At 65.8% G+C, this 13,314-nt stretch carries 15 protein-coding genes and 1 pseudogene; 11 read left to right on the forward strand and 5 right to left on the reverse strand.

The window, feature by feature from the left end:
- The first annotated feature begins 104 nt into the window (after positions 1–104).
- The 4 genes from BP26_RS29180 to BP26_RS30840 all read left to right on the forward strand — a co-directional run bounded on the left by BP26_RS29180 (position 105) and on the right by BP26_RS30840 (position 3,215).
- Positions 105–569: a hypothetical protein gene (locus BP26_RS29180; RefSeq protein WP_157572358.1), complete on the forward strand. Its 465-nt coding sequence runs from the start codon at positions 105–107 to the stop codon at positions 567–569.
- A gap of 365 nt (positions 570–934) precedes the next feature.
- A complete protein-coding gene (locus BP26_RS0104560; protein ID WP_051748304.1) occupies positions 935–1,216 on the forward strand; it encodes a DUF3299 domain-containing protein in 282 nt (93 codons plus the stop codon).
- A 173-nt stretch (positions 1,217–1,389) separates the two neighbouring features.
- On the forward strand, positions 1,390–3,009 hold the full coding sequence (locus BP26_RS0104565; RefSeq protein ID WP_029919399.1) for a S10 family peptidase: 1,620 nt from the start codon (positions 1,390–1,392) through the stop codon (positions 3,007–3,009).
- An 80-nt stretch (positions 3,010–3,089) separates the two neighbouring features.
- Positions 3,090–3,215, forward strand: coding sequence for a hypothetical protein (locus tag BP26_RS30840; protein WP_281172680.1), 126 nt, complete (start codon positions 3,090–3,092; stop codon positions 3,213–3,215).
- A gap of 54 nt (positions 3,216–3,269) precedes the next feature.
- On the opposite strand, the gene BP26_RS0104575 is transcribed toward BP26_RS30840, so the two are convergent.
- Positions 3,270–3,974 (reverse strand): LrgB family protein, encoded by a 705-nt coding sequence (locus BP26_RS0104575; protein WP_029919400.1) that lies wholly within the window; start codon positions 3,972–3,974, stop codon positions 3,270–3,272.
- Positions 3,964–4,368, reverse strand: a complete 405-nt coding sequence (locus BP26_RS0104580) for a CidA/LrgA family protein (protein WP_029919401.1) — start codon at positions 4,366–4,368, stop codon at positions 3,964–3,966. The genes BP26_RS0104575 and BP26_RS0104580 overlap by 11 nt, the downstream gene beginning before the upstream one ends.
- Before the next feature lie 97 nt (positions 4,369–4,465).
- Here BP26_RS0104580 and BP26_RS0104585 point away from each other — a divergent pair, with 97 nt between their 5' ends.
- The 6 genes and pseudogenes from BP26_RS0104585 (at position 4,466) to BP26_RS31015 (ending at position 9,351) form a co-directional block, all read left to right on the forward strand.
- Positions 4,466–5,350, forward strand: a complete 885-nt coding sequence (locus BP26_RS0104585; protein WP_029919402.1) for a LysR family transcriptional regulator — start codon at positions 4,466–4,468, stop codon at positions 5,348–5,350.
- A gap of 58 nt (positions 5,351–5,408) precedes the next feature.
- Positions 5,409–6,167: an ATP-binding cassette domain-containing protein gene (locus BP26_RS0104590; RefSeq protein ID WP_029919403.1), complete on the forward strand. Its 759-nt coding sequence runs from the start codon at positions 5,409–5,411 to the stop codon at positions 6,165–6,167.
- Positions 6,164–7,654 (forward strand): glycine betaine ABC transporter substrate-binding protein, encoded by a 1,491-nt coding sequence (locus tag BP26_RS0104595; protein ID WP_029919404.1) that lies wholly within the window; start codon positions 6,164–6,166, stop codon positions 7,652–7,654. Before BP26_RS0104590 ends, BP26_RS0104595 begins: the two co-directional genes overlap by 4 nt.
- Before the next feature lie 453 nt (positions 7,655–8,107).
- The gene (locus tag BP26_RS0104605) at positions 8,108–8,467 is read left to right on the forward strand and encodes a hypothetical protein (RefSeq protein WP_029919405.1); all 360 of its coding nucleotides are present in this window, start codon (positions 8,108–8,110) and stop codon (positions 8,465–8,467) included.
- Positions 8,468–8,674: 207 nt separating this feature from the next.
- On the forward strand, positions 8,675–8,944 hold the full coding sequence (locus BP26_RS0104610) for a hypothetical protein (RefSeq protein WP_029919406.1): 270 nt from the start codon (positions 8,675–8,677) through the stop codon (positions 8,942–8,944).
- Between the two features lie 26 nt (positions 8,945–8,970).
- Positions 8,971–9,351: pseudogene (locus tag BP26_RS31015) on the forward strand (flavin reductase family protein).
- A gap of 18 nt (positions 9,352–9,369) precedes the next feature.
- On the opposite strand, the gene BP26_RS0104620 reads toward BP26_RS31015, so the two are convergent.
- On the reverse strand, positions 9,370–10,134 hold the full coding sequence (locus tag BP26_RS0104620) for an SDR family oxidoreductase (RefSeq protein ID WP_029919407.1): 765 nt from the start codon (positions 10,132–10,134) through the stop codon (positions 9,370–9,372).
- 73 nt (positions 10,135–10,207) lie between these two features.
- The gene (locus BP26_RS0104625; protein WP_029919408.1) at positions 10,208–10,957 is read right to left on the reverse strand and encodes an SDR family oxidoreductase; all 750 of its coding nucleotides are present in this window, start codon (positions 10,955–10,957) and stop codon (positions 10,208–10,210) included.
- Between the two features lie 124 nt (positions 10,958–11,081).
- Between BP26_RS0104625 and BP26_RS0104630 the strand changes: the two genes are divergently transcribed.
- The gene (locus BP26_RS0104630) at positions 11,082–11,990 is read left to right on the forward strand and encodes a LysR family transcriptional regulator (RefSeq protein ID WP_029919409.1); all 909 of its coding nucleotides are present in this window, start codon (positions 11,082–11,084) and stop codon (positions 11,988–11,990) included.
- 70 nt (positions 11,991–12,060) lie between these two features.
- On the opposite strand, the gene BP26_RS30300 is transcribed toward BP26_RS0104630, so the two are convergent.
- Positions 12,061–13,131, reverse strand: a complete 1,071-nt coding sequence (locus BP26_RS30300) for a YXWGXW repeat-containing protein (RefSeq protein WP_051748306.1) — start codon at positions 13,129–13,131, stop codon at positions 12,061–12,063.
- Positions 13,132–13,314: the final 183 nt, after the last annotated feature.

Consider the following 13,314-nt stretch of genomic DNA (forward strand, 5'->3'; position numbering starts at 1 on the left):
GCAGTAGATCTTTGCGCGTAAGCTGCTGGTGGAGACGTAAGGCCTGACCGGCCAATGGCTTCGGTAGACCCGCCCCACTTCTCTCCTGTTATTAGGAGCTTGTAGTGAGAAATTTCTGGTGCTTGCTTCTAACCTTATTTTCAACCGCTGCCGTGGCCGATTGGCCCTACAGAATTATCAAGGTTGAATGTACCGCTTCCGAGATTTCGGTAATCGACTATTCTGCCTACAACGATGATGGACTCAGGCGTTTACGCGAGAAAGGTGCTGTGGATGTAGACAAGCTTTCGACTTGGAGGCACACCAACAATGACTTAAATGTTCCAGACAAACCGCTGCCATACAAGCGAAAGTGCAGGCTGCGGTCTGGGATTTACGAAATTGTCCTTACGAATCAGGTTACCGACGGTTATTCTCCTCCCAACCCGGTGATAACCATAAAAAGAAATACACCGGATCATCGATCGAAGTATCTTTTCAAAGACCTTGTACTCTCCGAAATGCCAAAGGAGACAACCATGATCGTCATATCCAAGGAGTTTCCCGGTGGAAATTTCATCAAGCGGTGACATGACTCGACTTGGTGCTCCAAAGACTCGACCGTCCCGCCTCGCCGGTGAACTCGAGCATCCGACTTTGTGCATATCAATGGACAACGAACCGCAAATCGACATCTTCCTCGGAAAATACGCCATCGGGATGGAGGCTCAACCGCGCGAAGCCCGCTCCAGCCTCCGCGCCCTGTTCCCCGCGGCTTCGAGCTGGTGTTCGACATCAAAGCGCCCGGATTCTCGAGAGTGAGGATTGCCGCATAAAGGTGATGTGGCCGGCTGGTGGTGTGCTATGACATTTAATTGTTATAACGTAACAGCGGCCCCCACACGCTGTGCGCGCTGAGGCGCCGCTAAATGGAACGAATGCGCATTTCCCCTTCATGGTGCAGGCCCTGAAGGACCAGACCATCCGCCTCGCCGGCTTCATGATGCCCCTGGGCGTCAACGGGAAGCAGACCCACTTCCTGCTCTCCGCCGTGCCGCGGAGCTGCTTCTTCCACCCCCCTGGCGGTCCCTCGTCCGCAGTCGAGGTACACGCCGACAAGGGCATCGAGATGGGCTACGACCTCATCGTCGTCGAAGGCCGCTTCGAGCTGGTCGAGCGCAGCGAGGGCGGCATTCTCTATCAACTGCGCGAGGCTCGTGTCGTGACCAAGGGTTGAAGCATGCGGCACCGCGGTTGTTGCGATACCGAATGGAAACTCCATGGGCCCTTGCCAAATACATTTACACCTTTTCGGCCCCGCACTCATCTAACATCAATTTATCAGTCGGCCGGCATTTCCGGTCTTACAACGGCCTTACGGCCTTTCCATCCCACAAGAAGAGAACCTGGATGAAACAAGCAAAACTGTTCGCGGCAGCGCTGCTGCTGTCCTCGCTGGCCCTGCCTGCCGTGGCCGACGACGCCCCGGCCAAGGACAAGGACAAGCCCGACGCCGCCAAGATCGAATCCTTCAAGCCGGAGTCCAGGACCAGCGAAGGCAGCGTCAACGTCGGCGGCCGTCACATCGATTACCAGGCCGTGGCCGGCACACTCGTCGTCCACGCAAAGGGCTGGGACGACGTGCCGCAGAACGCGGACAAGGATGCCAAGGAAGGCCCGGCCGAGGCCTCCATGTTCTACGTCGCCTACTTCAAGAAGGGCGCCAAGGCCAGCGAGCGCCCAGTCACCTTCATTTTCAACGGCGGCCCCGGCTCCTCCTCTGTCTGGTTGCACATGGGCGCCTTCGGTCCGCGCCGCGTCGTCACCGCCGACGACAGCCACAGCGACGCCGCGCCGTACCCGTTGATCAACAACGACTACAGCCTGCTCGACGCCAGCGATCTCGTCTTCATCGACGCTCCCGGCACCGGCTTCAGCCGCATCGCCGGCAAGGATCATGAGAAGGCCTTCTGGGGTGTCGATCCCGATGCCCATGCCTTCGCCAGCTTCATCACCGGATTCATCGGCCAGTACGGCCGCTGGAACTCGCCCAAGTATCTCTTCGGTGAAAGCTACGGCACCACCCGCTCCGCCAACGTCGCCAACCTGCTGGAGACCGACTGCAGCGTCGACCTCAACGGTGTGATCCTGCTGTCGCAGATCCTCGCCTTCGACGCCAGCGCCGACGCCCCGCAGTTCAATCCGGGCGTCGACCTGCCGTACCAGCTGGCCCTGCCGACCTACGCCGCCACCGCCTGGTATCACCACAAGCTGCCGAACCAGCCAGCCGAGCTGGTGCCCTTCCTCACCGAGGTCGAGCACTTCGCCATGGGCGACTACGCCGTGGCCCTGGCCGCCGGTTCCACACTGGACCCGGCGCAGGAGAAGGCCGCCGCCGAGAAGCTGCACCAGTACACCGGCCTGCCTGTGGAGTACATCGAGAAGGCCGATCTGCGCATCAACGGCGGCAAGTTCGAGCAGAACCTGCAGGGCGACAACGGCACCGTCACCGGCCGCCTGGATACCCGTTTCTCCGGCCCCGCCTACGACCCGCTGAGCGAGGAATCCGAATACGATCCCCAGTCCGCCGCCATCAGCTCGGCCTACGTCTCCGTCTTCAACGACTACGTGCGCAAGGATCTGAAATACGGCGAAGGCAAGGAGTTCAAGCCGGTGATCGACATCTGGAAGACCTGGAACTTCCTGCACCAGGCCCCCGGTGCGCCGATCGCGCTGCCGCAGGCCACCAATGTCATGCCCGACCTCGCCATGGCGATGAAGTACAACCCCAAGCTCAAGGTCCTGCTCAACGCCGGCTACTACGACCTGGCCACGCCGTTCTACGAAGGCGTCTACGAGATGCAGCACCTGCCGATCCCGCAGAACCTGCAGGGCAATATCCAGTTCCGCTTCTACGAGTCCGGCCACATGGTCTACGCCCATGAAGCCGCGTTGAAGCAGCTCCACGACAACGTTGCCGGCTTCATCCGCAGCACCGATAACGTCAAGGACGGCGGCAGGGCGGAGTAATCCAGCGGCCGTTCCAGGCCCGCGGGCTTGCCAGCCCAGCAGTGGGCTACCCAAAAACGAAAGCCACAAAGGGATCGTTCATGAAAGCAGGTCCATTGGGCCTGGTCTGCATCGCCGCGCTGCAGGAGGGCTACTACAAGGCCTTCGACGTGAAGGAAGGCGACAAGATGTACCAGCCGCCGGAGAAGCGCGTCAGCATCTGGTAGTCCCTGAGTGATGCAGTACGCCGCCTTTGGTCCTTTCCGGGATGGGCGGCGGTTTCAGGCATAACGCCGCAGCAGGTAAGCAAGCGCCGGCGCCGCCAGCACGTTGCCAAGCCCGGCCAGTATCATCACCAGCCCGGCGATCGAGCCCTCCTCGCGGCCGATGCGGTTGGCTGTGGCCACGCCCACGCCATGCGCGCCCATGCCGAACAGTGCGCCGCGCGCCACCGCCGTGCGCAGCGGCAGGAATTGCAGCAGGCCCTGGCCCAGGCTGGCGCCGATCAGGCCGGTCAGCACCACGAACATTGCCGTGAGTTCCGGACTGCCGCCGAGATCGCCGGATACCGTCATGGCGAATGGCGTGCTCACCGAGCGTGGCAGCAGGCTCATGCGCATCGAGGCGGACAATCCCAATGCATCGGCCAGTATCCACGCGGTACCCATGGCGATCACGCTGCCAGCGAACACGCCGACCAGCAGCACCGGCCACTGCCGGCGGATCACCGCGCGTTGCTCGTAGATCGGCACGGCGAAGGCAACCGTGGCCGGCCCGAGCATCAGGATCAGCCAGTGCGTGCACTGGATGTAGCCGCTGTAACGCTCGTGCAGGCACAGGGCCAGAACCAGCAGCAGCAAGGGCGTGACCAGCAGCGGCGAGGCCCACCACCGCGGCAGGCGCCGGAACAATTGCCTGGCCGCCGCATAGAATCCGATGGTCGCGGCCGACCAGAACAGGCCCTGCAATAGCGGATCAGTCCACAAGGCGCATTCTCCAGCGGCAGCAGAAATCGACGGTGAGCGCGGTGCCCGCCATCACCAGCACGGTGCCGGCGACGATCGCCGCCGCCAGCTTCAGCCCCACCAGGCCAAGCAGTTCGCGGTGGTCGAGCACCACCATCACCGCCGGCACGAAGAACAGCAGCATCTCCGCAATCAGCCAGTTGGCGCCACGGTGGATGCTGGGCGGGCGGATCACGCCGCCGGCGAGCAGGGCCAGCACCAGCGCCATGCCGATGATGCCGCCCGGCACCGGCAGGCCGATCAAGTGCGACAGACCCTGGCCCAGCAGCCAGAAGCCGAGCAGTACGCCGATCTGCAGCATGCGGCTGCGGCGCAGTGCATAACGCAGGCGGGTGATGAGGCGGAGAGGGCGCATGGCGGCAATCTGGAGTCGATGCCGCGCATGCTAGGGGTGTCCGGACTATGATACAAATGAATTATCAGACTACAAATCAGTCCATTACCGACTAGCCATGAACCTGCGGACCCTGCGGGCCTTCGTCGAAGTGGTACGCCAGGGCGGCTTCTCCCAGGCCGCTACGGTGGTCTTCGCCACCCAGTCCACCGTCAGCAAGGCGGTGAAGTCGCTGGAGGATGAGCTTGGCGCGCCCCTGCTCAACCGAATCGGCCACCGCGCGGAGCTGACCGCGGCGGGCGAGGTGGTGTATCGCCGCGCCCAGGCCATTCTTTCCGAGCGCGAGGACATGGTGGCCGAGCTGTCCGAACTGCGCGGCCTCAAGCGCGGTGTGCTGCGTCTGGGTCTGCCGCCGATCGGCAGCGACACCCTGTTCGCGCCGCTGTTCGCCACCTTCCGCAGCCGCTACCCGGGCATCGACATCCGCCTGGTCGAGCACGGCAGCCGCCGCCTGCAGCAAATGCTGGTGGCCGGCGAGGTCGAACTCGCCGGCCTGCTGGCGCCCCTGGCCGGCGATTTCGAGACGCAGGAAGTCCGCGTCGAGCCGCTGGTGGCCTTGCTGCCCGGAGACCACCCGCTCGGCAAGCGCAGGAAGATCCGCTTCGACAGCCTGGCGCAAATTCCCTTCATCATGTTCGAGGAAGGCTTCGCCCTCAACCCCATCATCCTCGACGCCTGCAAGCATCGCGGGTTCACCCCCACCATCACCGCGCGCAGCGGCCAGATCCGCTTCATCGTCGAACTGGTGGCGGCCGGCCTCGGCGTCGCCTTCCTGCCGCGCAGCATCGCCGAACTGCACCGCCATCCCGCCGTGCGCCGGGTGCCGCTCGATGAGCCGCAAGCCAAGTGGCACCTGATGCTGGCCTGGCGCCGCGATGCCTACCTCTCGCAGGCCGCGCGCGCCTGGCTCGAGTTGACTGCCAAGGCGCACAAGGTCCGCTGAGTCGCTGACCGCCGTCCGCGTGCGACAATCCAGCCAGTGCCCCAATGCCGGCGGGCGCATGACGGAGGGACCTGTCCTGTTCAGCGTGGAACGCGTCAGCAAGCGCCACGGCTCCGGCCTGGCGCTCGACAACGTCAGCCTGCGCTTCGAGCCGGGCAGTGTCACCGCGCTGATCGGCAGCAGCGGCGCCGGCAAGTCGACCCTGCTGCGCATGCTCATCGGCCTCGACTGGCCGGATGCGGGACAAGTCACCGTCGACGGCCAACCCCTGCAGCCGGACGGCCGCATGGCCCTGCGCCGCCGCGTCGGCTACGTTACCCAGGACGGCGGGCTGTTCCCGCACCTGAGCGCGCGCGACAACCTCGCCCTGTTGCCGCGCCACCTCGGCTGGAACGCCGCGAGGATCGATACGCGCGCGCAGGAACTGGCCGAACGCATGCAGCTCCCGCAAGACCTGCTGCGCCGTTTTCCGGCCGAACTCTCCGGCGGCCAGCGCCAGCGCGTCGCCGTGATGCGCGCCCTGATGACCGACCCCGCGGCCCTGCTGCTCGACGAGCCGCTGGGCGCGCTCGATCCTGTCGTGCGCTTCGACCTGCAGGAGCAGTTGCGCCAGGTCTTCGCCGATGTCGCCAGCACGGTAGTCCTAGTCACCCATGACCTGCCCGAAGCCGCCTTCCTGGCCAGCCGGCTGGTGCTGCTGCATCAAGGGGCGGTGATACAGGACAGCTCGCCGGAAGAGTTGTTCGCTCACCCCGCGAATGATTTCGCGCGGCGCTTCATCAACGCCCACCGCGACTTGCCGCAGGTGCGGCCATGATCCGGCGGCTCGTGGTCGCGCTCGCCGGCCTGTTGCTCTGCGGCGCGGCGTCCAGTGCCGATGACAGGCCGCGCATCGGCTCGAAGAATTTCACCGAATCCATCGTCCTGGCCGAAGTGCTGCGCCTCGAGGCCCAGCGTCACGGCTTGCAGCTGGAGCACAAGCGCGCCATGGGCGGCAGCGCCATCCTGTGGAAAGCCCTGCTCGAAGGCAGCATCGACGCCTACCCCGAATACACCGGCACCATCACCCGCGAGCTGCTGCATGACCTGCCCGCGGACGCCACCCTGGACCGGATCGGCGAAGGCCTGCGCAAACAGGGCATCGGCATCAGCCAGCCGCTGGGCTTCGACGACAGCTACGCCCTGGGCGTCAGCCAGGAGCTGGCCGCGCGCCTGAATTTGCACACCCTGTCCGACCTGCGCGCCCACCCGGAGCTGCGCTTCGGCTTGTCCAATGAATTCATGAGCCGCGGCGACGGCTGGCCCGGCCTGATGGCGGCCTACGGCTACGCGCCGACTTCGATCAAGGCCCTCGACCACGGTCTGGCCTACCGCGCCCTGGCCGGCGGCGCCGCCGACGTCATCGACCTCTATACCACCGACGCCGAAATCCGGAACTACCACATCCAGGTGCTGGAGGACGACCGGCATTATTTCCCGTCATACCAGGCGGTATGGCTGTACCGGCTGGACGCCGCGCGGCGCACGCCGCAGTTCGAAGCCAGCCTGCGCGACCTCGCCGGCGGCGTGTCGCTCCAGGCCATGCGCGACATGAACGCTGCGGTGATGCTGGATAAGCGCGACGAGACCGACGTCGCAGCCGGTTTTCTCGGTATCAATGGCTCGGTACAACAGAACGCCGGCATGGCTGACCGCCTCTGGCACCGCACCCTGGAGCACCTGCGCCTGGTCGGGATTTCCCTGGGCGCCGCCATCGTCTTCGGCCTGCCCATCGGCATCTTCGCCGCGCGGGTGCGCCGCCTCGGCCAGGCCATCCTCGCCGCCACCGCCGTGCTGCAAACCATTCCATCGCTGGCGATGTTCGTGTTCCTGATCCCGCTGCTCGGCATCGGCGCGCGGCCGGCCATCGCCGCCCTGTTCCTTTACAGCCTGCTGCCGATCGTGCGCAATACCCTCAGCGGCCTCGCCTCGATCCCGGCGCCGTTGCGGGAAGCCGCCGCTTCGCTGGGCCTGCCGGCCGGCGTGCGCCTGCTGCGCATCGAACTGCCGCTGGCGGCGCGCACCATCATCGCCGGCATCGGCACCGCCGCCGTCATCAACGTCGGCACCGCCACCCTCGGCGCCCTCATCGGCGCCGGCGGCTACGGCGAACCCATCCTCACCGGCATCCGCCTCGGCAACGTGCCGCAGATCCTCGAAGGCGCCGTACCCGCCGCCCTGCTGGCCCTGCTGGTGCTGGCCCTGTTCCAGGGCATCGAGCACCTGGTGACGCCGCGCGGCCTGCGCCTGCCCGCGCGGAATTAGGAAGCTCGCGCCACTCCTTCAACCGTCATGCCGGCGCAAGCCGGCATCCAGGGGCCGTACACGAGGCAGCCGGGCTTCCTGGATACCGGCTTGCGCCGGTATGACGAAGTGGGCGAGTGAGCGGCGAAGCGGAGGCGGATCGCGTCGGGACTCCTGCCCATCCCAGGAACCCCAGGTTGCTGGTGGTGAACCCGCCGATATTCGGAAGCACCGTCGCCATGTCGCTCTCGTCCACCCCGAACCATCGCGCCAGCGCCGCCCCGTACTGCGCCACCGAGGTCGTGGGAGTCAGCGTGCCCCGCCCAGCGCCAGCGAGGGGAAGCTGCCAAGGCCAAAAAGTCCAATCCGCGCAGCCGCTTGCCGCGGCCTGTGCGAGCCATCACAGCTTCTGAACGGCGTTTTTTTAGAATCCCTGCATCAGCTCAACGCTGCAATCAGCCAGGGAAGCCCGCCATGATTCTGATGTCCGCCGAAGTGCTCGCCGTATTCGAGTTGCTGGACCCGGCCAGCGCCCGCCGCCTCGTCATCGGCCGCACCGGCCGCGCCTTCGTCTGGGATCCCATCGCCAGCACCACCGAAGTGCCGCTGGATGCGGCGCGGGCCCTGGTGGCGGAAGGCGTCGTCAACGCCAAAGGCCGCATCGCAATGGAACACATCGGCGCCTGGCAGCAGCGCGGCGCAGTGCCGCGCCCCTCGCCAGCACAGCACACCAAGCCCGCCGTCGTGCCCGGCCCCGGTCACGACGCAGCTGCGCTGTTCGAACGCACCTTGCCCATCGGCCAGACCAGCGAAGCCCTGCGGGCGATGGGCTAGGGCGTCGGCCCGGCGCGTGCCGCGGATTGCATCGATTGCTGCGCCAGCACCTCCGTCAGTGCGCGAAGCCCGGTCACCGCGCGCACCACTCGATCGCGGAAGCAGCTCCTGTGTGCGAGGCCTGTCCGCCTTTACATGCCCCAGCGAACCGAAATCCCGGCCCGCGGTCCCATCAGGGTTGCACCAATCCCAAAGGAGGGAAATCCCATGTCGCAATTCAAGCAAGCCCTACACAACCAGGCCCAGGCCCTGGAACTCCTGCACGACGAACTGGCTCTCAAGGCCCACCTGTTCAAGGCGGACATGAAAACCCAGTGGGAAGCGCTGGAAGCCAAGTGGAGCGATTTCAAGGAGCACCTCGGCCGCGCCGAGGTCGCCGCCAAGGACGCAAGCCACAACCTCGACGCTTCCTCCAAGTCCCTGGGCGATTCGCTCCTGGCCGGCTACACCGAAATCAAGAACGCCTTCAAGCACTGAGGCGCGCATCGCTCAAGGGAGCGCGGGTGAAAACCTGGCGGAAAAAGGATTTTCCGGTCGGCCAGATCCGCCGCTGCCTCGAGCCTGGCCCATAGTCCTGGTCAGTTCCCGCTGGAAGGGCCAGGACAACGCCATGACCATGGGTTGGCACATGGTCGTGGCGTTCGGGCCTTCCCGCATCGGCTGCTGCATCTGGAACGCCAACCACAGTCACCGGATGATCCGCCGCAGCCGCGATGCGTCATCAACATCCCGACCTGCGACCTCGCCGGCCAGAAGTGATCAAGGCCCACGTGCCCGCCAGGCCGAAGTACCCTCAAACCCTCCGCTACCGCGACCGCGGCATCTTCATGGTATCCGGCCGCAACCCCGGCTTCCGCAAGAAATTCCTGCCGCAGAATCTCTAGCCCGCGTCGGACCCGGGCTCAACTCCGGGTAATCGACGCGCCGCCATCGACCAGCGCCGCCGTGCCGGTGACGAACGAGGAATCGTCCGACGCCAGGTACAGCACCGAGCGCGCGATCTCCTCCGGCGTCGCCACACGCTTCAGCGCATGCAAGCCGGTGACGAACGACTGCGACTCCGCCGTGTCGTTCATGTCCCGGTACATCGCCGTATCCACCGCGCCCGGCAGGATCGCGTTGACGCGCACGCCCCGCGGTCCGAACTCCGCGGCCAGCGCCTGGGTCAGCCCGATCAGCGCCGACTTGCTGGCGGCGTAGGCCGCCGTTCCGGGGAAGGCGAAGCTGTAGCCGACAAAGGTGGAGGTGAAAATGATCGAGCCGCCGCCTTGCTTGCCGATCTCCGGAATCTGGTGCTTGGCGCCGAAGAACGCGCTGTTCAGGTTGGTGGCCAGGGTATCGTTCCAGCCCTGCTCCGAAACCTGCGTGCTGGCGCCGCCTTCACCCAGGGTGCCGGCATTGTTGAAGGCGATATCCAGCTTGCCGAAACGCGCCACCGCCAGGCCCACCAGCGCCTTGGCATAGTCTTCCGAGCGCACGTCCCCGGCCAGCGCCACCGCCGCGCCGCCCGCGGCGGCGATTTCGGCAACCAGGCTGTCCAGTTCCGCCTGGCGACGCGCCGCCACCACCAGCTTCGCCCCTTCGCTGGCGAACAGTTTTGCGGTGGCGCGGCCGATGCCCGAGCTGGCACCGGTGACGATGGCTACTTTTCCATTCAAGCGATTCATGTGTTGGCTCCTTTGATGTTGCTCGATAGCCGAACGGGCGGTGTCGCTTTTCAAGGCTACGCCGCCCGCGCGATTACAGATTGCTCATGCCGCCGTCGATCACCAGCTCGCTGCCGACGATATAGCCCGCCTCGTCCGAAGCCAGGAACACCACCGTCTTGGCGATCTCGGAAGGCTCGCCGAAGCGGCCCGCCGGCACCTGGCTCAGGATCGAGCCGGCCACCTTTTCCAGCTCGCCCGGTGCCAGGCCCAGCTTGCCATACAGCGGCGTGGACACCGGCCCCGGGCTCACCGCGTTGACGCGGATGCCGCGGCCGATCAGCTCGCCCGAGAGCGTGCGCGCCATCGAGATCAGGCCGGCCTTGCTGGCGGCATAGACGCTCGAGTTCGGCATGCCGATGCGCGCGTTGATCGAGGTGTTGAGCACGATCGAAGCCGGCTTGGCCAGGATCGGCAGCAGCGCCTGCACCAGGAAGAACGGCCCCTTCAGATTGATGGCGAAGGAGCGGTCCCAGCCCGCCTCGTCCCAGGCTTCCACCGGCCGCAGCTCCGCCACGCCGGCATTGACGAAGACCGCATCGAGCTGGCCGAAAGCCTTACCCAGCGTCCTGGCCAGTTCCTTCTGCCCGGCCACATCGCCGGCATCCACCTGCAGGATCAGGGCCTCGTCGCCCAGCACCTTGCGCGCTTCTTCAATCGTCTTGGGGTTGCTGCCGGTCACCGCTACGCGGGCGCCTTCGGCCAGGAACTGCCGGGCCGTTTCCAGGCCGATGCCGCTGGTGCCGCCCGTGATGAGAGTGCGCTTGCCGTTCAGTCTGTTCATGGTTCTTTGCTCCTGTTGGTCGAGTGGTGCAGCTGATGGGCGCCACTGTGGACTTGTTGTACTTGTAAATGAAGGCAGTGGAAATGCATTATTCATTCACTTTTAGTGAATCATGGTGTCGAAGATGGATCGCCTGCGTGCTTTCGAGATCTTCACCACTGTCGTCGCCCGCGGCAGTTTCGTCCGTGCCGCGGAAGCCCTGGATACTTCGCCGGCCAACGTCACCCGCTACATCGTCGAGCTGGAAACCCACCTCGGCACGCGCCTGCTCAACCGCAGCTCGCGCAAGCTCTCCCTCACCGAAAGCGGCGAGGCCCTGTATGAGCGCAGCCGCCAGATCCTCGAAGAAGTGGCCGAAGCCGAGGCCCTGGCCTCCGCCACCACCCTGCGCCCGCGCGGCCGCCTGCGCCTCAACGTCCCGGTCAGCTTCGGCATCCTCCACCTCGCGCCGCTATGGCCCCTGTTCATGGAGCGCTATCCGGAAGTGGAGCTGGACGTGGTGCTGGCCGACCGCGTGGTCGACCTGGTGGAGGAGGGCTTCGATCTCGGCATCCGCATCGCCCGCGGCGGTTCGCCCACCTACGCCGCGCGCAAGCTCGCCACCTCGCGCAACATCGTCTGCGCCTCGCCGGGCTACCTGCTCGGCCATCCGCCGCCCAAGGTCCCGGCCGACCTGCGCGAACACGCCTGCCTCGGCTACACCTACGCCCACACCGCGGACGAGTGGCGCTTCACCGACGCGGCAGGCGCCGAGCATGTCGTCAAGGTGCGCTACGCCATACACACCAACAACGGCGACACCGCCCGCGCCGCCGCCATCGCCGGCCGCGGCGTCATCTGGCAGCCCACCTTCCTCATCGGCGCCGACCTGCGCGCCCGCCGCCTGGTGGAGTTGCTGCCCGGCTACCGCCTGCCGGACATCGACGTGCTCGCCGTCTACCCCAGCCGCCGCCACCTCAGCGCCAAGGTGCGCGTCATGGTCGACTTCCTGGTGCAGGCCTTCGCCGGCAAGCAGGCACCCTGGGACCGCTGACCGGGAGCGATAAAAAAGGGCGCGAATCGCTTCGCGCCCCTGGTGCTTCATCAAGCTTGGTCTCGCATCCTCAGCGGTGCGGTTCCTCGTGACGTTCCGGTGCCTGCGGGTGCGGTGCGGCTTGCGGGTGGGGCGCCGTTTGTGGATGTGGAGCCTGCGGGTGCGGTTGCTGCGGGTGGGACGCCGGCTGTGGTCGGGGCGGTTGTGGACGCGGCTGTGGATGTGGCGCCGGCGCAGCGGGATGCGGATGGCTCGCCGCCTGGCTGTGCTGTTGCTGCTGTGCGCGCTCCGCTTGCCCAGGCAGCGCGTCGGCACGATGTTCGTCTGCCGCCTTGTTCTGCTCCGCCCGGTTGTCGCTCTCGCGATGTGCCGCGGCGTTGTTCTCACCGCCCTTGTTCTCACCATGATTGTTCACCGGCGCCCGCCTCTCCGGATGGGCGCGGGCTTCCTGCTCACGCTGCGATTGCGCGGCGGTCGCTTGCACATGCCGCTCGCGCGCGGCGGCTTCCTGTTCGGCCGTGGCGCGCGCCTGCACGCCGCCATTGCCGCCGTTGAAGCTGACCCGGTTCACCGTGACGTTGTTGACCACCGTCTCGTTGTAGGTGTTGTGGATATTGGTGATGTGGATGTTGTTTACGGCGCGGTTATAGGCGAAGTGGCCGTTGTCCCAGCGCCCGCCCGCATAACCGTTGCCGGTATAGCCATAGCCGTAGTTGATGCCGCCGTAGAAGCCCACGTGCGGCCCCCAGTAGCCGGGGTTCCAGGCATACACGCCATCGGACCAGCCCCAATAGCCCGGGGTCCACAGCAGGCCGGGGGAGGGCGGTTGCACCCAGGCTCCCGGCACCCAGTAATAACCATCGTCGCCGTAGGCCCAGTAGCCCGGCGTCCAGATATAGCCGTCATCGGGAATCGGCGGCTGTTCGTATACCGGCAAGGCCGGCGGCGCCACCGTGATCGAGACATTGATCTGAGCGAAGGAAGTCAGCGGCAGGGCGAACAGCGCCGCCGCGCAGGCCAGCAGGCGGAGTCTTGCCGGGATCGACAGCCGCAACGCCCGCGAACCTTCCGCAGGCACATTCGCCTCGACGCGCATGGCGATCGGGGCGGCGCCCGGACCAGGGGTGATATGACGTGACATGGGTGGTCTCCTGCTTCTTATTTGGGAGGGCGATCAGGAACCTGGCATGCACGGTCCCACTGCTGAAGGAGCAGGGACCATGCCGCCACCGCGGCTCCCGATCCCCGGAAAAACCACTCTGGTATCAGTAGCTTGCAGGGATGCAATGGCTCACACCCGGGGCCCCGGGGCCCGCCTCTGTAA

Origin of the sequence: Nevskia soli DSM 19509, from assembly GCF_000711955.1 — a bacterium.
In the GTDB taxonomy this organism is placed as follows: domain Bacteria; phylum Pseudomonadota; class Gammaproteobacteria; order Nevskiales; family Nevskiaceae; genus Nevskia; species Nevskia soli.